The following is an 18,087-nucleotide window of genomic DNA, read 5'->3' on the forward strand; positions in this document are numbered from 1 at the left end:
CAAGTCCCGCGGTTCGCTTGCGTGAGGGGAAGTCGGACGGCGTGGGTGGGTCGCAGCGAGGGCCTCCTGCCCGGGTGGGGCAGGAGGCCCTCGATGGGACTGCGGGTGTTACTTGGCTTCGGCCTTCTCCGCCTCGGCGTCGCCTTCGGCCGGCTTCGCCGCGTCGTCGTCCTTGACGACGATCAGGCTGATCTTGCCGCGGTTGTCGATATCGGCGATCTCGACGCGGATCTTGTCGCCGACGTTCACGACGTCCTCGACCTTCGCGATCCGCTTGCCGTTGCCCAGCTTCGAGATGTGCACGAGGCCGTCCTTGCCGGGCAGCAGCGAGACGAACGCGCCGAACGCGGCCGTCTTCACCACGGTGCCCAGGAAGCGCTCGCCGACCTTCGGCAGCTGCGGGTTGGCGATGGCGTTGATCTTGCCGATCGCCGCCTCCGCCGACGGGCCGTCGGCCGCGCCCACGTAGATCGTGCCGTCGTCCTCGATCGAGATGTCGGCGCCGGTCTCCTCGGTGATCGAGTTGATCATCTTGCCCTTCGGGCCGATGACCTCGCCGATCTTGTCGACCGGGATCTTCACCGAGGTGACGCGCGGGGCGTACGGGCTCATCTCGTCCGGGCCGTCGATCGCCTCGGCGATGACGTCCAGGATGGTGAGGCGAGCGTCCTTGGCCTGCTTCAGCGCGGCCGCGAGCACCTCGGACGGGATGCCGTCCAGCTTGGTGTCCAGCTGCAGCGCGGTGATGATGTCCTTCGTGCCGGCGACCTTGAAGTCCATGTCGCCCAGCGCGTCCTCGGCGCCCAGGATGTCGGTCAGCGCGACATACCGCGTCTCGCCGTCGACCTCGTCGGACACCAGGCCCATGGCGATGCCCGCGACCGGAGCCTTCAGCGGCACGCCGGCGTTGAGCAGGCCCATGGTGGACGCGCAGACCGAACCCATCGACGTGGAGCCGTTGGAGCCCAGCGCCTCGGAGACCTGGCGGATCGCGTACGGGAACTCGTCCCGCTTCGGCAGCACCGGGACCAGGGCGCGCTCGGCGAGCATGCCGTGGCCGATCTCGCGCCGCTTCGGCGAACCGACGCGGCCGGTCTCGCCGGTGGAGAACGGCGGGAAGTTGTAGTGGTGCAGGTAGCGCTTCGTCGTCTCCGGCGACAGCGAGTCGATCTGCTGCTCCATGCGGAGCATGTTCAGCGTGGTGATGCCCAGGATCTGGGTCTCGCCGCGCTCGAACAGCGCCGAACCGTGCGCCCGCGGGACCACGGCGACCTCGGCCGAGAGCTGGCGGATGTCGGTCAGGCCGCGGCCGTCCATCCGGATCTTCTCGGTGAGGACGCGGGTGCGCATGATCTTCTTGGTCAGCGCCTTGAACGCACCGCCGACCTCCTTGTCGCGGCCCTCGAAGGCTTCGCCCTCGCCGAGGCCGAGCTTCTCCAGGACGGCGGCCTTGACCTCGTCGGTCGCGGCGTCGCGCTCCTGCTTGCCGGGGATCTGCAGGGCCTTGGCCAGCTCGTCGGACGCGATCGCGGCCACGGCCTCGTAGATGTCCGGCTGGTAGGCCGGGTACAGCGGGAACTCGCCGGTCGGCTTCGCGGCGTCGGCGGCCAGGCGCTGCTGCGCCTCGCACAGCACGCGGATGAACGGCTTCGCGGCCTCGAGGCCCTCGGCCACCGTGGCCTCGTCCGGAGCCTTGCCGCCCTCGGCGATCAGGTCCAGCGTGTGCTCGGTGCCCTCGGCCTCGACCATCATGATCGCGACGTCCTCGCCGACGATCCGTCCCGCGACCACCATGTTGAAGGTGGCCTTCTCGAGCTGCGGCCAGGTCGGGAACGCGACCCACTGGCCCTCGATCAGCGCGACGCGCACGCCGCCGACCGGGCCGGAGAACGGCAGGCCGGCGATCTGGGTGGAGGCCGACGCGGCGTTGATCGCCAGCACGTCGTACGGGTCGTCCGGGTTGAGGCTCTGGACGGTGATGACGACCTGGATCTCGTTGCGGAGGCCGTCGGCGAAGGACGGGCGCAGCGGGCGGTCGATCAGGCGGGCGGTGAGGATCGCGTCGGTCGACGGGCGGCCCTCGCGGCGGAAGAACGCGCCCGGGATGCGGCCGGCGGCGTACATCCGCTCCTCGACGTCCACGGTCAGCGGGAAGAAGTCGAAGTGCTCCTTCGGGTGCTTCGACGCCGTGGTCGCCGACAGCAGCATGGTCTCTTCGTCCAGGTACGCGACGACGGCGCCGGCGGCCTGCTTGGCGAGCCGGCCGGTCTCGAACCGGACGGTGCGGGTGCCGAACCGGCCGTTGTCCAGAACGGCTTCGGTTTCGAACACGGTGACTCCGGTGGAGTCGGTCATATGGTCAATCTCCTCTTTGGTTCCTTCGTACGGCGTGAGTCTCCCACTGTGGGACCCGGTTCGCCCGAGGACGCTCGAGGAGGTGTGAGGCCGGTCTTCGATCGAAGCCCCCGGGTCCGTTGCCCGGGAACCACTACCGAGGACCGGCGAGATCGTTCCTCCAGCGCGCTCGCGCCGTGTGGGGGGTGTGCTTGCGGCGAGGGGGAGCGGCCGGAGCCGCTCCCCCTCGTCAGCACGCTATCGACGCAGGCCGAGACGCTTGATCAGGTCGCGGTACCGCGCCACGTCCACCTTCTCCGTGTAGTTCAGCAGCCGGCGGCGACGGCCGACCAGCAGCAGGAGACCGCGACGGGAGTGGTGGTCGTGCTTGTGGGTCTTCAGGTGTTCGGTGAGGCCGATGATCCGCTTGGTCAGCAGCGCGACCTGGGCCTCGGGGGATCCGGTGTCCGAGTCGTGCAGCCCGTACTCGGCGAGGATCGTCTTCTTCTCTTCGGTGGACAGCGCCACTGGTGGTGCTCCTTGTGCATCTCGTGCCGTGAGGCCCGCACCGCGCTGCGCGGCCGGGTGAGACGGTCGCGGCCGCCACGGACTGCAGCCGGACCCGGTTTCTGAGGTTACCAGCCGGTTGAACTGCGGCTTCCGGCGCGTGCGGCTAGCTCGGCGGCACGGCCTCACCCGCGCCGCAGGGGCCAGGCCCGCAGCGTGCGGTACGGGCTGCCGCCGCCCATCAGCTCGACCCGGTCCGCGGTCCACACCCGGCTGCGGAAACCCGCGAGGTGTTCCCTCCACGCCGTGGGCGGCCGCGTGCGGGAGCAGCGCGCCAGCGTGAGGTGCGGCCGGTAGGGCCGGTCCTCGTCCGAGCCCACGGCCGCGGCGAGATCGGCCAGGTCCTCCCCTGCCACTCCCAACCACAGCACTCCCGGAAATGTTCCCGAACCGCGGAGCTGGACGTCAACGGATTTCCGGCCGTCCAGCACCCGGTCGAGGAAAGCGCCCCGTTCGACGGGGTCCGCCTCGCCGTAAAAAGCCAGCGTGACGTGCCAGCCGGCCGGATCGCTCCAGCGCAGGAGCCGGTCCCGGGAGCCGAGCGCGTCGGCGATCTCCGCCGCGACGTCGGCGGGCGGGCGCAGCGCGGTGAACAGCCGCATCGGCTACTGGCCCGACGCTCCCGCGCGGCGAAGCAGGTCGGCCAGCGCCGGGAAGTCCTCGTCGAGCAGCTTCGCCGCCTCGGCGAGGTTCTCGTCCTCGGCGACGTCCCGGATGCCCGCGAGCAGGATCTTCTCGTCCGAGCTGACCGGGATGTTGTCGCGGCCGACGGTGGGCCGCGAATCGCGCACGTCCTCCAGCGCGGCCTGCATCGCGTCGCGGTCGCCCGCGGCGACCTCGGGCACGAGGATCTTGCGTTCGAGCATGATCATCCGGGCCAGCACGACCGGATTGCCGATCTTCGCCCGCCGCCCGCTCATCACCTGGCTCAGCATCGGCGCGCTGATCCCCAGCACCTCGGCCAGGAACGCCTGCGACACGTCGAAGGCCACGACCAGCCGGCGCACCCGATCGCCCAGCGGCTCCCCGTACCACTCCCGCTGCAGCGCGATGTTCCGCTGGACGATCTTGTGGTCCTCCACCTAGCTCCGCTCCCCTAGCGATGTCGTCCCGCGGCCCGGTGCGGCCGGCCCACCTTGGTCCACCGGCCCGGCGCCGCCGGCCCATCTTGCCACCCCGGACGCCCCCGGCGGGCCGGAACGCCCGATTCGCCCCCGGTCCGGCCCGCTCCGGGGCCGGGTCCGCTCAGCTGTCCGAGCCGAGCGCTTCCCTGGTCCGGGCCACGTCCTCGTCGATCTTCTTCACGAGATCGGCCGACGCGCCGAACCGCGCCTGATCCCGCAACCGGGTGACGAAGTCCAGGGCGACGTGCTGGCCGTAAAAGTCCTCGTCGACGTCCAGCACGAACGCCTCGACGGTGCGCTCGCGGCCGGAGAACGTCGGGTTCGTGCCCACCGAGACCGCCGCGCGCAGCCGGCGGCCCGGGTCGGACAGCCGGGTGAACCAGGCCGTGTAGACGCCGTCGGCGGGCACGGCGGCGAACCGCGCGGTGGACAGGTTGGCCGTCGGGTAGCCGAGGTCGTGGCCGCGGCCGTCGCCGCGGACGACGATGCCCTCCAGCCGGTGCGGGCGGCCGAGCGCGTCGGCCGCGGCCTCCACGTCGCCGGCGTCAATGCACGAGCGCACGTAGGTCGACGAGAAGGTGATGTCGTTGGCGCCGCGGTCGTCGTCGAGCGAACGGCCCTGCAGTTCCGCGCCGTAGGCGACGAACCCGAAGCGGCGGCCGAGTTCGCGCAGCAGCGCGACGTTGCCCGCGGCCTTGGCCCCGAAGGTGAAGTTGTCGCCGACCAGCACCGCGGCCGCGTGCAGCCGGTCGACCAGCACCTCGTGCACGAACTCGTGCGGGCTGAGCCGGGACAGCTCCAGGGTGAAGGGCAGCACGCAGAACACGTCCACGCCGAGCCCCTCGACCAGCTCGGCCTTGCGCCGCAGGGTGGTCAGCTGCGCGGGATGGCTGCCCGGGCGCAGCACCTCGGACGGATGCGGGTCGAAGGTCAGGACCACGCTGGGCACGCCGCGTTCGGCGGCCGTCGCCACGGTGCGCTTGATCAGTTCCTGGTGCCCGCGGTGCACGCCGTCGAACACGCCGATGGTGACCACGCATCGTCCCCAGCCGCCCGGGAGATCCCCGAGCCCACGCCACCGCTGCACTGTTGTCAACTCTCCCCGAGCAAGGTGCCTTTGCCCCCACCCTATGCGGGCAGGAGGACCACCACCGAGCGGGTCACTCCCTCGGTGTCGGAGGCCAGCGCGAGCACGTGGCCGTCCGGCGCGAACAGGCCGTACGTGCCGTCGATTCCCGCGGCCGGGATGCGCCTTCCGTACTGGACGGCCTTGGCGGTGGCGGCGTCGAGATCCCGGCGCGGGAACGCGGCGGCGACGGCGGCGTCGAGGTCCAGCGACAGTTCCGGTTTCTCTTCGAGCTGGTCGAGCGTGCGCGCGCGGGCGAGCGTGAACGGCCCGACTGTGGTGCGGCGCAAGGCTTTCAGGTGCCCGCCGACGCCGAGCCCGGCGCCGAGATCCCGGGCGAGCGCGCGGACGTAGGTGCCGGACGAGCATTCGACGATCGCGTCGAGTTCGATCCGGTCCTCCTCGCGGCGGACGCCGAGAACGTCGAACCGGTGCACGGTCACCGGCCGCGGCGGGAGGACGACGTCTTCCCCCGCGCGCACCCGGGCGTAAGCGCGCTTGCCGTCGATCTTGACGGCGGAGACGGCGCTGGGCACCTGCTGGATGTCGCCGGTCAACGCGGCGATGCCGTCCGCGATCTGCTCGTCGGTGACGGCGGCGAGGGTTTCCGACGCGGCATCGTTTCCGGCCAGCGGTTCGCCTTCGGCGTCGTCGGTGGTGGTGGACCGGCCGAGCGACAGCGTGGCGAGGTAGGTCTTGCGGTCGAGGGCAAGGTGCCCGAGGAGTTTGGTGGCGCGCTCGATGCCGAGCACCAGCACGCCGGTCGCCATCGGGTCGAGCGTGCCGGCGTGGCCGACCTTGCGGGTGCCCATGATCCGCCGCGCCCGCGCGACCACGTCGTGCGACGTCATGCCCGCCGGTTTGTCGACGATGAGCAATCCGGGCGGCGGGGCGGGACGACGCGGTTCTTTCGGGCGAGACACGGCGGAAACCCTACCTAGGCTGCGTTTCGCGGCTGGCGCCCGGTTCGAGCCGGTGTGCTGGAAGGGGTGGCGAGGCGGTGGGGGCCGGTCCGGGACGGCGGAAGCGGCTTGGGCGATTTGGCTTGGCGACTGGTCCGCGCGGCTCGGGCGACGGGCTCGGGCTGAGGGCCTGGACGAGAATCCAGGCAGCCGGGAAGACCGGCTCAGACGACCGGCTTGGACAGCTGCCCTGGCAGTCGACCCGGACACGCGGCCCCTGGCAGCCACTCAACCTCAGCAACCGACTCGAGCAATTAGCCCCCGGGCAGCGGACTCATTCGGGCGGCTGGCTCGGGCAAGCGCCCTGAGCAGTCGGCCCGGACACGCGCTCCCCACCGCCAACCGACCGGGCAACCAGCCGGGGGCAACCGACTCACGCGACGGCCCTGGGCGCGACTGCCTAGGACAGCTGGCTCCCTGGCACTCGCCCGGCTCGGGCGACTGGCTCGGGCAACCGACCCGGCGAACGTCCCGGGCCGTCGAACCGGTCAGAGCAGCTGGCTCAGGCGGCGGCCGCGGCCTCTTCCGGGGCGCGGTCCCAGCGGTGCCGCCGGATCTGGACCGGGACTTCTTCCCCTCGGGCCGCCGCGGCGAACACGTGGGCGCGGGCCCTTCGCCACCACACCAGCATTCGCGACGCGCCCACTGCCAGGACGCCCACGATGACCAGCAGCGCGATCCGGAAGTTGCCCCCGGTCGCTTGGAGCAGGATGCCGATCAGCAGGGCGGTCACGGTGGTCGCGAGGAAGCCGCCGACGTTCACCACTCCGGTCGCGGTGCCGACGCGCGACAGCGGGTTGTAGTCGCGGGCGACGGCGAAGCCGATCATCGACGCCGGGCCGCCCAGCGTCAGGAACGCGAAGGCCGGGACGAGGACGCCCACTGGGACGTGGCCGTTCCAGCCGAGCAGGACCGCCCACACGATCGTCGCGCCGACGAGATAGCCGACGACCAGCGGCACTCGCAGGGCCGGGGCGCGGCCGATCACCGCGCCCAGCAGCGGGCCGCCCGCCATGGAGCCGAAGACGAACACCGTCAGGAGCGCGCTGGCGGTCGCCGCGGGCAAGCCCTCGCCCTGCACCAGGAAAGGCATGCCCCACAACAGGGTCAGCACGTTCGGCGCGAACATCGTCGAGAAGTGCACCCAGAAACCCAGCCGGGTGCCGGGGGTTCGCCAGGCCAGCTTGACCTGCCGGCCGAGTTCCGCCGGGCGCACGGGTTCGCGCTTGCGTTCCGGCACGCCGTCCGGGGTGTCGCGGACCCGCAACGCGACCGGCACCGCGTAGAGCACCGTCACCGCGCCGACGGCGAGGAAGGTGACTGTCCATCCTGGACCGTCGAGGAGCAGGGTGAGCGGGACGGTCGCGATGAGGTTGCCGATGTAGCCGACGCAGGAGGTGAAGGACGCGAGCAGCGCGTATCGGTGCGCTGGGAAGTGCGCCGCGACGAGGCGCAGGACGCTGACGAAGGTGAGCGCGTCGCCGAAGCCGAGGACGCCGCGGGCCAGCAGGCCGAGCGCGTAGGTGTCGGCGAGTCCGAGCAGCAGCTGCCCGGAGCCGAGGATCAGGACGGCGGCGGTGAGCACGCGGCGCGGACCGTAGCGGTCGACCAGCACTCCGGTCGGGATCTGCATGGCCGCGTATACGCCGACCTGCAGCACGGTGAAGATGCCGAGCGCGGCGGATCCGACGCCGAAGCGTTCGGCCGCCTTCAGCCCGGCCACGCCGAACGAGGTGCGGTGGAAGACGGCGAGCAGGTACACCGTGACCGCGGTAAGCCAGATGAGCCAGGACCGGACAGGGGCGCGGCCGGCGGGCGTCAAGAGTTCCTCCAGAGAGCAGGCGAGCGTCGGACAGAGGAGGACGACGACGCTGCCGCCTCGATAGTTGTATCGCCTCAGCAACCTCGATACATAGCCGTAACGCCGGTGGGATTCACCACAGATCCACTTCGCCCCGGATCCCGATGACGGTTTCGCCGCCGACCCACACGTCCTCGCCGTCCCGTTCGACGTGCACCCGTCCTCGCCTGCCGAGCCGCGTGCCCTGCGCCGCGACGTACGACTCCGGCGCGATGCCGTCGCCGATCAGCCACTGGCCGAGCGCCGCGTTGAGGCTGCCGGTGACCGGGTCCTCGACGACGTCGCTGAACGCTCGGACCTCGAACGCCGTGTCGGATCCGGCCGGCTGCGCACCGGCGACGCCCACCTTGAACGAGCCGAGCGCGCCGAAGTCCGGCTCGATCGCGAGGACGGTCGCCGCGTCGCGCAGCAACAGCGCGACCCAGCCGGGGCCGTTGTCCGCCCACCGCGCGTCGAGGACGTCGGCGTCGCCGAGGTGCAGGCCGCGCTTCACCGCGGCGAGGTCGGCGTCGTCCACCGGACCGCTGCGGCGCAGCGGAGGCGCGGCGAACGCCAGCCGGTCGCCGTCGCGGCGCACCCGGACCAGCCCGGCCCCGCATTCCTGCACGAGGTGCCCGGCTTTCGGCTCTCCCCCGGCGGCCAGCCACGCCCGCGCGGACCCGAGCGTCGGATGTCCGGCGAACGGCAGCTCCCGGCCCGGGGTGAAGATCCGGACGCGGTAGTCGGCGGCCGGGTCGGAGGGCTGCAGCAGGAACGTGGTCTCGCTGAGGTTCGTCCAGCGGGCGAACGCGGCCATCCGCTCGTCGGACAGCCCGTCCGCGCCGTGCACGACAGCGAGCGCGTTGCCTCGGGTGAGCTCGTCGGTGAAGACGTCGACCTGGGTGAACTTCGGCATGCGCCCACCCTCGCATCCGCCGGGCGAGGGCGGCGAGCGGGTTTTGCCGTTACGCCATCACGCCTCCCGCACCGCGCCGACCACGGCCCACCGCCCGGACCGCCATCGCGCCACCACGGCTGCCAGCCGGAACACCATGAACAGCGACAATCCGCTCCAGATCCCGCTCAACCCCCAGCCCAGCGCCAGCGACAGCCAGATCAGCGGCAGGAACCCGAGACCGGCGCTGACGAGCGTCGCGGTGCGGAGGAAGGCGGCGTCGCCCGCACCGAGGAGGACGCCGTCCAGCGCGAACACCACACCCGCGATCGGTTGCAGCGCCACGAAAAACCACCAGGCGTGCGGGATTTCGCCGAGCACTCCCGGATCGGACGTGAACGCGTGCGGCAGGACGCTCCACAACGCCGCGAACAGCACGCCCAGGAAGCAGCCAAGGACCAAGCCGTAGCCGGTGATCTGCGTGGCCACCCCACGCGCCTGCCGAGCCGCTCCCGCGCCGAGCGCCGCGCCGACGAGCGATTGCGCGGCGATCGCGACCGAATCGAGCACTAGGGACAGGAACGTCCAGAGCTGCAGGACCACCTGATGCGCCCCGACCGCCTCGGTCGAAGTACGCGCGGCCACCGCGGCGGCCGACACGAAGCACGCCTGGAACGCGAAACTGCGCAGCACGAGGTCCCGGCCGAGGCCCAGTTGCGCCCGCATGACCGGGAAATCCGGCCGCAACGGCACCTTTTCCCGCACCAGCGCGGCGAGGAACATCGACGCGGACACGACCTGCGCGACGACGTTGGCGATCGCCGACCCCTCCAGCCCGAGGCCGGCGCCATACACCAGAACGGGGCACAGGATGGCGGAGATTCCGTTGCCCGCCAGCACATAGCGCAGCGGGCGGGTGGCGTCCTGCACCCCGCGCATCCAGCCGTTGCCCGCCATCGTGACGAGGATCAGCGGCGCGCCGAACAACGCGATCCGCAGCCACGACACGGCCGCCGCGGCGATCTCGTCGCTGCCCGAAAGCGCGCGGGCGATCGGCTCGGCCAGCAGTTGCCCGGCGACGAGCAGCACCAGCCCGACCAGCACGCCGAGCCAGGTGGCCTGCACGCCCTCGCGGACCGCGTCGGAACGCCTGCCCGCGCCGTGCAGCCGCGCGGTGCGGGAGGTGGTGCCGTAGGACAGGAAGGTGAGCTGGGTGGAGATCTGCGACAGCACCACCCCGCCCAGCGCGAGGCCGGCGAGCCGCAACGCCCCGAGGTGGCCGACGACGGCGGTGTCGACCAGCACGTAGAGCGGCTCGGCGGCGAGCACGCCGAGCGCGGGCACGGCGAGGCCGAACACTCGGCGGGGCGGGATGCGGTCACCGCTGACGGCGGTGGTCGTGGCGTTTTCGGACACGGGGACGAGAGTAGCCACCGGGACCGACAATTCCGGCGGGCCATAGGGCGGGCCTGGTTTCCCGCTCCCGGAGGGCGGGGCGGCAGGTGGCATCGCCGGACGGCGGACCGACGTCCGGCTCGGACGGTCTGGAGAGCACGCATCGCTCCCACGCTCCAGCAAGCCGGAGGGCAGCCTCGTTTCCCGCTCCGGCGGACCAGAGGGCAGGCATGGTTTCCCGCTCCGGCAGGCCGGGCAGCGGGCGCGGTATCCCCGGACAGCCAACCGACGCCCTGCTCCGCCAGCCTGCACAGCAAGCACCGCTCCACGCTCCAACGAGCCGGAGGGCAGCCTCGTTTCCCGCGCCGGAGGAGCAGAGGACGAGCCTGGTCTCTCACTCGGACAGACCGGGCAGCGGGCGCGGTATCCCCGGACAGCCAACCGACGCCCTGCTCCGCCAGCCTGCACAGCAAGCACCGCTCCACGCTCCAACGAGCCGGAGGGCAAGCCTCGTTCCCGCTCCGCCGGACCGGGCGGCGAACCTCTGTCCTGCGGCGAAAGGTCGGACAACGTGCCCGGCTTCCTACTCCGGCAGGCCGGACGGCGAGCCTGCTGTCTCGTTCCGGCGCTTCCCAGCGCGTACCATCGCGCGTCCGTGAAAGCGGCCATCACGAATCGTTTCGGTGGATGGTCCGTGAAGGGGCCTTTCACGGACCTGGCCGCAATGCCAGGGGATTAATGGGGTGGCCGCACCGGCCGCCGCGCGTCCACAAAGGACCCAACCTCGGCGAAATGCGCGGTTCGTCCTCACCTGACTTTTCTGTTTGCCCAGTCCCGGTCACCGCCTTAAGTCCTGGCATTGGACCGGGCGGCGGCGAGAGGGGTCCTTAAACGGAAAAAGAGCGAAGAAGCGGTGCGGGATCAGGAAGCCCGCAGCAACGGCGCCCTCTCGAGCGCCTCCCGCAGCCGCTCCAGCACGTCCTCCGCCGGGCCTTCCGCGGTGCACCCCGCGGCCATCCGATGGCCTCCCCCGCCGAACTCCGCGGCTGCGGCGGACACGTCGATGTCGCCCGCGGAGCGCAGCGAGACCGTCCACACTGGACCAGGCCCGACTTCCTTCAGCACCGCCGCGACTCCGGCCTCCCGGGTCGCGCGCACCACGTCGATCACCGACTCCACCTCTTCGAGCCGCACGGTCGCCGCCGCGGCCGCGCGCACTACCGTGTGGACGAAGCCGAACCCTTGGGCCCCTTCGGGTTCCAGGCGGGCTTCCGACAGGACCGTCGCCAGCATCGGCAGCCACGCGAACGGGTGGTCGTCGACGATGCGGCGGGCCACTTCGCCCGGGTCCGCCCCGGCTTCCAGGAGGCGCGCCGCGATCCGGTGGGTTTCGGGGCTTGCCCGGCGGAAGCCGCTCGTGTCGGTGACTACCCCGGCGTACAGGCAGCGCGCCGCGGGCGCGTCCAGTTCGACGCCCATCGCCTCGATGATCCGCGTGACCAGGATCGCCGTCGCCTCGGCGGTGTCGTCCACGACGTGGTGCGTGCCGTAGCGGCCGTTCGTCGCGTGGTGGTCGACGACCAGGACCGAACCGCCCGCGTCGCGGACCGCGGCGACCCTCGGGGCGAGTCTGCCCAGGCGGGCCAGGGTCGGAGTGTCGAGCGCGACGAGCACGCCGTCCGTCGGAGGGAGGGCGTCGACCGGGGTGATCAGGCCGTCGACATCCAGCCAGGCCAGTGTTTCGGGGGCCTCGTCCGGCTCGCCGAAGGCGACTCGCACGCGCGCGCCGCCGCGATGCAGCACGTGGCCGAGGGCCAGCGCGCTGCCGAGGGCGTCGGCGTCGGGGCGCACGTGTCCGAGCAGCGTCACGTCGGTGGCCCCGGCCAGCAGTGCGGCGGCGGCCTCGATGTCCTGTACCAGGGAAGCTGTCACGATGTGTCACGCTACGCTCTGCGGGATGCCTGAGTACGTGATCCTCGTTCTGCCTTCCGCCAACCGCGTGTACGCCGCGTCGTCGCCGGCGCTGCTGCGCGCCGAGCTGGCGGCCTTCGGCGCCGGTCTTTCCGCCGAGGTGTCGGCGATCGAAGAGATCGAACTCGGCGGTGTCGGGTACGTGAAATTCGCCTGCGCGGCCCCGCTCGGCGAGCGCGACCTCGCGCTGCTGTCGAACCTGTCCTCGCTGTACGCCCTGTTCGAACTGGGCGACGGCGTGCTGCGGCCGGTCGCCGTGCACCCGCTGGCGAAGGCGGACTCCGACCTGCTGACCATCCAGAAGTACCCGGGCAAGACGAACGAGCAGTTCACGAAACTGCTGCTCAACCTGACCCTGCTGGCGACCTCGCGGCCCGCGGACTGGACGGACCGCGAACTGCACGTCCTCGACCCGCTGTGCGGCCGCGGGACGACGCTGAACCAGGCCGTGATGTACGGCTTCGACGCGACCGGCCTCGACGTCGACGAGCGCGATTTCGAGGCGTACGAACAGTTCGTGAAGACGTGGCTGCGCACGAAGCGCGTGAAGCACACCGCGGAATCCGGCCAGCTGCGCCGCAACAAGGTCCGCCTCGGCCGCCGGCTGGACATCGAGTACGCGTTCGACAAGGACGACTACAAGGCCGGCCGCACCCGGCGGCTCAGCTATCTCAACGCGGACACCCTGACCACCGACGAGGTCCTTCGTCCGGCGTCGGTGGACCTGATCGTGACCGACGCGCCGTACGGCGTGCAGCACGGCAGCCACCGCGACACCGGACTGGCCCGCAGCCCGCGCGACCTTCTCGCGGCGGCGATCCCGGTGTGGAACCGGGTGCTCCGGCCGGGCGGTGCGCTGGGAATCTCATGGAACACGCATGTGCTGCCGCGGGAGGACCTGGTGGCGATCCTGGAACGGGCGGGGCTGGCGGTGCGCTCGGGCGGGCCGTACGAGGAACTGGCGCACCGGGTGGACCAGGCGATCGTGCGCGATCTCGTGGTGGCGGGAAAGCCCGTCTGAAGTCGCGGCGGAGACCGGTGATCCGGTTACGCCACGCGCGGCCCGAGAAAGCGCAGCACCTCCGGCAGGACGCCCTTCCAGTACTCCGAGGTGTGCTTTCCCGGCGTGATCCGCGCGACCTCCGGATGGGCGGTGCTGATCAGCTTCCGGTTGGCGGCCACGAAGGAATCCCCGTCCCCGCACCACACGCCGAGGCCGCGGGACGGGAGTTCGTCCACGTGCTGCAGCGGCTCCGCGGCCGTCCAGTCGTCCTGGGACGCGAAGACGTGCCGCGTCCGGGCTTCCGGCCAGGTGCGGAACAGAGCCGCACTGCAGGTGGCCACCGCGGTCACGTCACGACGGCGGCGGGCCAGGTTCAGGGCTCCGAAGCCGCCCATCGAGATGCCGAAGAGCCCGGCCATCGGGCGGAGTCCGGATTCGGACAGCCAGCCGGGGAGTTCGTCGGTGAGCATCCGGTGCGGGTCGTCGCCGCCGTCAGGCATCCAGTAGTGGCTGCCGTCGACCGCGACGACCGCGAACGGCGGGGTCCCGGACCGGACCGCGGCGGTGAGGGCCGCGGGCAGGTCCAGGTCCAGGAACGTGCGGGCGTTCGCCCCGCGCCCGTGCAGCGCGACGCAGACCGGCAGGCCGGTGCTGGGGACGCCGTCGGGCGTCATCAGCACCACGTCGACGTCCCGGCCGCGGGCCGCGGAGTGCCTGCGGTGGATCGTGATCGACGCCTTCAGGGGCGACGGGCTGGAGGCCGGGGCAGCCGAGGGCGGCGCAGCCACCGGGGCGGAGCGCCCGGCGCAGGCGGCGACGAGCGCCGCGGGACCGCCGAGCAGCAGGCCGCGTCGCGTGACACCGGGCTTTGACCGCATCGCTTCAGCCGCGCGTCTCCTCTTCTGCTTGCTCCTCGTCCTCTTCGGCACGAGGGGCCTTGTACGGGTCCGCTTCGCCCGCGGGCTGCGCTCCGGTCGCCCGGCGCGCCACCTCGGCGTCCGATTCGCGGGCCTTCGCGAGCAGTTCTTCGATGCGGCGGGCGTCGTCCGGAACGCTGTCGGCGACGAAGGTGAGCGTCGGGGTGTAGCGGACGCCGGTGCCCTGTCCCACCTTCGTGCGCAGGACGCCGCGCGCGGCCTCCAGCGCGGCCGCGGCGCTCGCGAAGTCCGGCTCCGCGTCGACGGTTTCGCCGAGCACCGTGTAGTACACCGTGGCGTCGTGCAGGTCCGCAGTGACGCGGGCGTCGGTGATGGTCACCGCGCCCAGTCGCGGGTCCTTGACGTCGTGTTCGATCGCCGAGGCCACGATCTGCGAGATCCGCTTGGCGAGCTTGCGTGCCCGAGCGGGATCGGCCATGGCTGAGGTCTCCTTCTCCGGATTTCCCGGTGTTCTAGTCGTCCGGGCCGAGCAGCCGGCGGCGCGCGGAGAGCAGCTCGAATTCCGGGCGTCCGGCCGCGAACCGCTCGCACGCGTCGAGCACGTCCCGGATGTGCTCGCCGTCGGGGGCGACCGCGGCGACGCCGATGAGCGCGCGCCGGTGCAGGTCCAGATGTCCCGCCTCGGCGACCGAGACGGCGAATCGCTTCCGCAGTTCGGCCACCACCGGCCGCACCACGGATCGTTTCTGCTTCAACGAATGCACGTCGTCGAGCAGCAAGTCGAGCTCCAAGGCTCCGACAAACAAAGCCAGCCACCAACCTACAAAACTCGACGGAAAAGCCCGGCTGGACCCCGGCAGGGGTCCAGGGGGCTTGCCCCCTGGCGGGGGCGCGGGGGTTCGACCCCCGCACAACACGCTGGCGGCGGGGAGGGGCGAGCGCAGCCTGCGAGCACGCCCCTCCCCCACGGGAGCCGTCAGCTACGGGGCTTCTCCCGCTGTTCGTAGGTCTCGATCACGTCGTCGACCTTGATGTCGCTGTACGAGCCCAGCGTGAGACCGCACTCGTACCCTTCCCGGACCTCGACCACGTCGTCCTTGAAACGGCGCAGCGAGTTGATCGGCAGGTTCTGCGCGATGACGTTGCCGTCGCGCAGGAGGCGGGCCTTGGCGTTGCGCCGGATCTCGCCGGACATGACCAGGCAACCGGCGATCGTGCCGATCTTGGAGGACTTGAAGACGTCCCGGACCTCGGCGCGGCCCAGTTCGACCTCTTCGTACTCCGGCTTGAGCATGCCCTTCAGGGCCTGCTCGATCTCCTCGATCGCCTGGTAGATGACCGTGTAGTAGCGCACGTCGACGCCCTCGCGGGTGGCCCGCTCGGTCGCCTTGCCCTGCGCCCGGACGTTGAACCCGAGGACGATCGCGTCCGACGCGGTCGCCAGGTCGATGTCCGATTCGGTCACGCCGCCGACGCCGCGGTGAACCACGTGCAGTTCGACGTCTTCGCCGACGTCCAGCTGCAGCAGCGCCGCTTCGAGGGCTTCGACGGTACCCGAGTTGTCACCCTTGATGATCAGGTTGAGGCTGCTCGTCTCCTTCAAGGCGGAGTCGAGGTCCTCGAGGCTGACCCGCTTGCGCCGCGACGCGTTGAGCGCGTTGCGGGTGCGAGCGGAGCGGCGCTCGGCGATCTGCCGGGCGACGCGGTCCTCGTCGACCACCAGGAAGGTGTCGCCCGCTCCCGGCACCGAGGTGAACCCGATGACCTGGACCGGACGCGAGGGCAGCGCCTCGGTGACGTCCTCGTTGTGCTCGTCGACCATCCGGCGGACGCGGCCGTAGGCGTCGCCCGCCACGACCGAGTCGCCGACGCGCAGCGTGCCGCGCTGGACCAGGACGGTGGCCACCGGGCCGCGGCCGCGGTCGAGGTGCGCCTCGATCGCGACGCCCTGCGCCTCCATGTCCGGGTTGGCCCGGAGGTCCAGAGCCGCGTCCGCGGTCAGCAGGATCGCCTCGAGAAGCCCGTCGATGTTGATGTTCTCCCGTGCGGAGATCTCGACGAACATCGTGTCGCCGCCGTATTCCTCGGCGATGAGGTTGTACTCGGTGAGCTGCTGCCGGATCTTGTCCGGGTTCGCGCCCTCCTTGTCGATCTTGTTGATCGCGACCACGATCGGGGCCTTCGCGGCCTGCGCGTGGTTGATCGCCTCCACCGTCTGCGGCATCACGCCGTCGTCGGCCGCCACCACGATCACCGCGATGTCGGTCGAGTTCGCGCCTCGGGCACGCATGGCGGTGAACGCCTCGTGACCCGGGGTGTCGATGAAGGTGATCAGCCGCGGCACGCCTTCGAGCTCGGTCTCGATCTGGTAGGCGCCGATGTGCTGGGTGATGCCGCCGGCCTCGCTCTCGCGGACCTTCGTCTTGCGGATCGTGTCCAGCAACCGGGTCTTACCGTGGTCGACGTGACCCATGATCGTCACGACCGGCGGACGGACCTGCAGGTCTTCCTCGCCGCCCTCGTCCTCACCGTAGGTGATGTCGAAGGTCTCCAGGAGCTCGCGGTCCTCCTCCTCGGGGCTGACGACCTGAACGTTGTAGTTCATTTCGCCGCCGAGCAGCTCGAGGATGTCGTCCGACACGGACTGCGTCGCGGTGACCATCTCGCCGAGGTGGAAGAGCACCTGCACCAGCGAAGCCGGGTTGGCGTCGATCTTCTCGGCGAAGTCGGTCAGCGAAGCGCCGCGCGGCAGCCGGATCGTCTCGCCCTGGCCCTTGGGCAGGCGGACGCCGCCGACGCTGGGCGCCTGCATGTTGTCCATGTACTCCTGGCGCTTCTGCCGCTTCGACTTGCGGCCCTTGCGCGAGGGCCCGCCGGGACGGCCGAAAGCACCGGCCGTGCCGCCGCGGCCGCCGGGGCCGCCACGACCGCCGCCGCCGCGGAAACCGCCGCCGCCTGCCGGGGCGCCGCCACCGCCGCCGCCGGGACGGAAGCCGCCGCCACCGCCGCCGCCGGGACGGAAGCCGCCGCCACCGCCGCCGCCACCAGGGCCGCCGCGGAAGCCGCCGCCACCGCCGCCGCCACCGGGACGACCGCCGCCGCCAGGACGGCCAGCGCCGCCGCCGGGACCGCCGCGGCCGCCTGCCGGTCCGGCCGGACGGGCGCGGCCCGGCATCATGCCGGGGTTCGGGCGCGGGGGCATGTTGCCCGGGCTCGGCCGGTTGCCGCCGCCCTGCCCGCCGGGACGCGGCGGACGCTCGCCGCCGCCCTGGCCGCCGCCGGGACGCGGCGGACGGCTCTCGCCGCCCTGGCCGGGGCCGGGACGGGCGGGCGGACGCGGAGCCGGGGACCCGGAGCCGACGCCGAACGGGTTGTTGCCGACCCGCGGGGTGCGCGGACCGGGCTTCGGACCGCCGGGCTTGGGGCCCTGCGGCTTGGGCGGCACGACCGAACCGGCGGACGACGTGTCCTGCTGCTTCGGGGCCGGCTTGGGCGCGGCGGGCTCGGCCTTGGCGGCCGGGACCTCCTGCGCGGGGGCCGGCTGCGCCGGTGCGGGCGGGCGCGGCCCGGGGCGCGGACCGCCGGGCTTCGGTCCCGCGGCGGCAGGCTTGGACGCCTGCGGGCTCGGCTTCGCGGCCGGGGCCTGCTGCTGCTGCGCGGCGGCCGGCTGGGCCGGGGCCTGCGGAGCGGCGCTCTGCTGCTGCGGAGCGGCCGGCTTCGGAGCCGGTCGCGGTCCCGGGGTGGGGCCGGGCTTCTTCCCGCCCTTGGCGGGGTACGCGTCGCGGAGCCGGCGGGCGACGGGCGCCTCGACGGTGGACGACGCGGACTTCACGAACTCGCCCTGCTCCTTCAGCTTGGCGAGTACTTCTTTGCTGGTGATGCCGAGCTCCTTAGCGAGCTCGTGTACACGGGCCTTGCCTGGCACAGCTCTCCTCATCTAGGGGAGGCCAGGCGGGGACCCCGCTGACCTCGTCCTTATCGTCGCGCGTTCA

Annotated in this window: 15 protein-coding genes; 1 reads left to right on the forward strand and 14 read right to left on the reverse strand. The window is 71.9% G+C overall.

The genetic code is table 11. The features are described from left to right. Positions 1-108: 108 nt before the first annotated feature. The 10 genes from ATK30_RS43890 to ATK30_RS43935 form a co-directional block, all read right to left on the reverse strand. On the reverse strand, positions 109-2,355 hold the full coding sequence (locus ATK30_RS43890) for a polyribonucleotide nucleotidyltransferase (protein WP_101440540.1): 2,247 nt from the start codon (positions 2,353-2,355) through the stop codon (positions 109-111). 237 nt (positions 2,356-2,592) lie between these two features. Further along, the gene (gene rpsO / locus ATK30_RS43895; RefSeq protein WP_009080476.1) at positions 2,593-2,862 is read right to left on the reverse strand and encodes a 30S ribosomal protein S15; all 270 of its coding nucleotides are present in this window, start codon (positions 2,860-2,862) and stop codon (positions 2,593-2,595) included. 164 nt (positions 2,863-3,026) lie between these two features. Then, positions 3,027-3,503 carry an RNA 2',3'-cyclic phosphodiesterase gene (gene thpR / locus ATK30_RS43900; protein WP_101440541.1) on the reverse strand — a complete coding sequence of 159 codons (477 nt, stop codon included), beginning with the start codon at positions 3,501-3,503 and terminating at the stop codon, positions 3,027-3,029. A 3-nt stretch (positions 3,504-3,506) separates the two neighbouring features. Further along, entirely contained in the window at positions 3,507-3,983 is a 477-nt protein-coding gene (locus ATK30_RS43905) for a helix-turn-helix domain-containing protein (protein ID WP_101440542.1), read from the reverse strand. A 163-nt stretch (positions 3,984-4,146) separates the two neighbouring features. After that, a complete protein-coding gene (locus tag ATK30_RS43910; protein WP_101440543.1) occupies positions 4,147-5,112 on the reverse strand; it encodes a bifunctional riboflavin kinase/FAD synthetase in 966 nt (321 codons plus the stop codon). A 41-nt stretch (positions 5,113-5,153) separates the two neighbouring features. After that, positions 5,154-6,074 (reverse strand): tRNA pseudouridine(55) synthase TruB, encoded by a 921-nt coding sequence (gene truB, locus ATK30_RS43915; RefSeq protein WP_101440544.1) that lies wholly within the window; start codon positions 6,072-6,074, stop codon positions 5,154-5,156. A 541-nt stretch (positions 6,075-6,615) separates the two neighbouring features. Beyond that, complete coding sequence (locus ATK30_RS43920) at positions 6,616-7,935, reverse strand: MFS transporter (RefSeq protein ID WP_101440545.1); 1,320 nt, start codon at positions 7,933-7,935, stop codon at positions 6,616-6,618. A gap of 112 nt (positions 7,936-8,047) precedes the next feature. Further along, on the reverse strand, positions 8,048-8,869 hold the full coding sequence (locus ATK30_RS43925) for a PhzF family phenazine biosynthesis protein (protein ID WP_101440546.1): 822 nt from the start codon (positions 8,867-8,869) through the stop codon (positions 8,048-8,050). A gap of 57 nt (positions 8,870-8,926) precedes the next feature. Beyond that, positions 8,927-10,264 carry an MATE family efflux transporter gene (locus ATK30_RS43930; protein WP_101440547.1) on the reverse strand — a complete coding sequence of 446 codons (1,338 nt, stop codon included), beginning with the start codon at positions 10,262-10,264 and terminating at the stop codon, positions 8,927-8,929. 900 nt (positions 10,265-11,164) lie between these two features. Then, a complete protein-coding gene (locus ATK30_RS43935) occupies positions 11,165-12,175 on the reverse strand; it encodes a DHH family phosphoesterase (RefSeq protein WP_101440548.1) in 1,011 nt (336 codons plus the stop codon). 25 nt (positions 12,176-12,200) lie between these two features. Between ATK30_RS43935 and ATK30_RS43940 the strand changes: the two genes are divergently transcribed. Then, entirely contained in the window at positions 12,201-13,235 is a 1,035-nt protein-coding gene (locus ATK30_RS43940; RefSeq protein ID WP_183125711.1) for a TRM11 family SAM-dependent methyltransferase, read from the forward strand. A gap of 26 nt (positions 13,236-13,261) precedes the next feature. Here ATK30_RS43940 and ATK30_RS43945 read toward each other — a convergent pair whose 3' ends face one another. From ATK30_RS43945 to infB, 4 genes are all read right to left on the reverse strand, one after another. Further along, positions 13,262-14,095 carry an alpha/beta hydrolase gene (locus tag ATK30_RS43945; RefSeq protein ID WP_167442111.1) on the reverse strand — a complete coding sequence of 278 codons (834 nt, stop codon included), beginning with the start codon at positions 14,093-14,095 and terminating at the stop codon, positions 13,262-13,264. Positions 14,096-14,099: 4 nt separating this feature from the next. Then, the gene (rbfA, locus tag ATK30_RS43950; protein WP_037369137.1) at positions 14,100-14,573 is read right to left on the reverse strand and encodes a 30S ribosome-binding factor RbfA; all 474 of its coding nucleotides are present in this window, start codon (positions 14,571-14,573) and stop codon (positions 14,100-14,102) included. A 34-nt stretch (positions 14,574-14,607) separates the two neighbouring features. After that, positions 14,608-14,901: a DUF503 domain-containing protein gene (locus ATK30_RS43955; RefSeq protein WP_009080501.1), complete on the reverse strand. Its 294-nt coding sequence runs from the start codon at positions 14,899-14,901 to the stop codon at positions 14,608-14,610. Positions 14,902-15,071: 170 nt separating this feature from the next. Further along, positions 15,072-18,020 (reverse strand): translation initiation factor IF-2, encoded by a 2,949-nt coding sequence (gene infB, locus ATK30_RS43960; protein WP_101440550.1) that lies wholly within the window; start codon positions 18,018-18,020, stop codon positions 15,072-15,074. Positions 18,021-18,087: the final 67 nt, after the last annotated feature.

Origin of the sequence: Amycolatopsis echigonensis, assembly GCF_002846615.1 — a bacterium.
GTDB classification, from domain to species: Bacteria; Actinomycetota; Actinomycetes; order Mycobacteriales; family Pseudonocardiaceae; genus Amycolatopsis; species Amycolatopsis echigonensis.

Excerpts from the sequence above, each read along its gene's own strand:
- thpR (WP_101440541.1), bottom strand. The coding sequence starts at position 3,503 with ATGCGGCTGTTCACCGCGCTGCGCCCGCCCGCCGACGTCGCGGCGGAG.
- rbfA (WP_037369137.1), bottom strand. The coding sequence starts at position 14,573 with ATGGCCGATCCCGCTCGGGCACGCAAGCTCGCCAAGCGGATCTCGCAG.
- ATK30_RS43940 (WP_183125711.1), top strand. The coding sequence starts at position 12,201 with ATGCCTGAGTACGTGATCCTCGTTCTGCCTTCCGCCAACCGCGTGTAC.
- ATK30_RS43925 (WP_101440546.1), bottom strand. The coding sequence starts at position 8,869 with ATGCCGAAGTTCACCCAGGTCGACGTCTTCACCGACGAGCTCACCCGA.
- ATK30_RS43890 (WP_101440540.1), bottom strand. The coding sequence starts at position 2,355 with ATGACCGACTCCACCGGAGTCACCGTGTTCGAAACCGAAGCCGTTCTG.
- ATK30_RS43945 (WP_167442111.1), bottom strand. The coding sequence starts at position 14,095 with ATGCGGTCAAAGCCCGGTGTCACGCGACGCGGCCTGCTGCTCGGCGGT.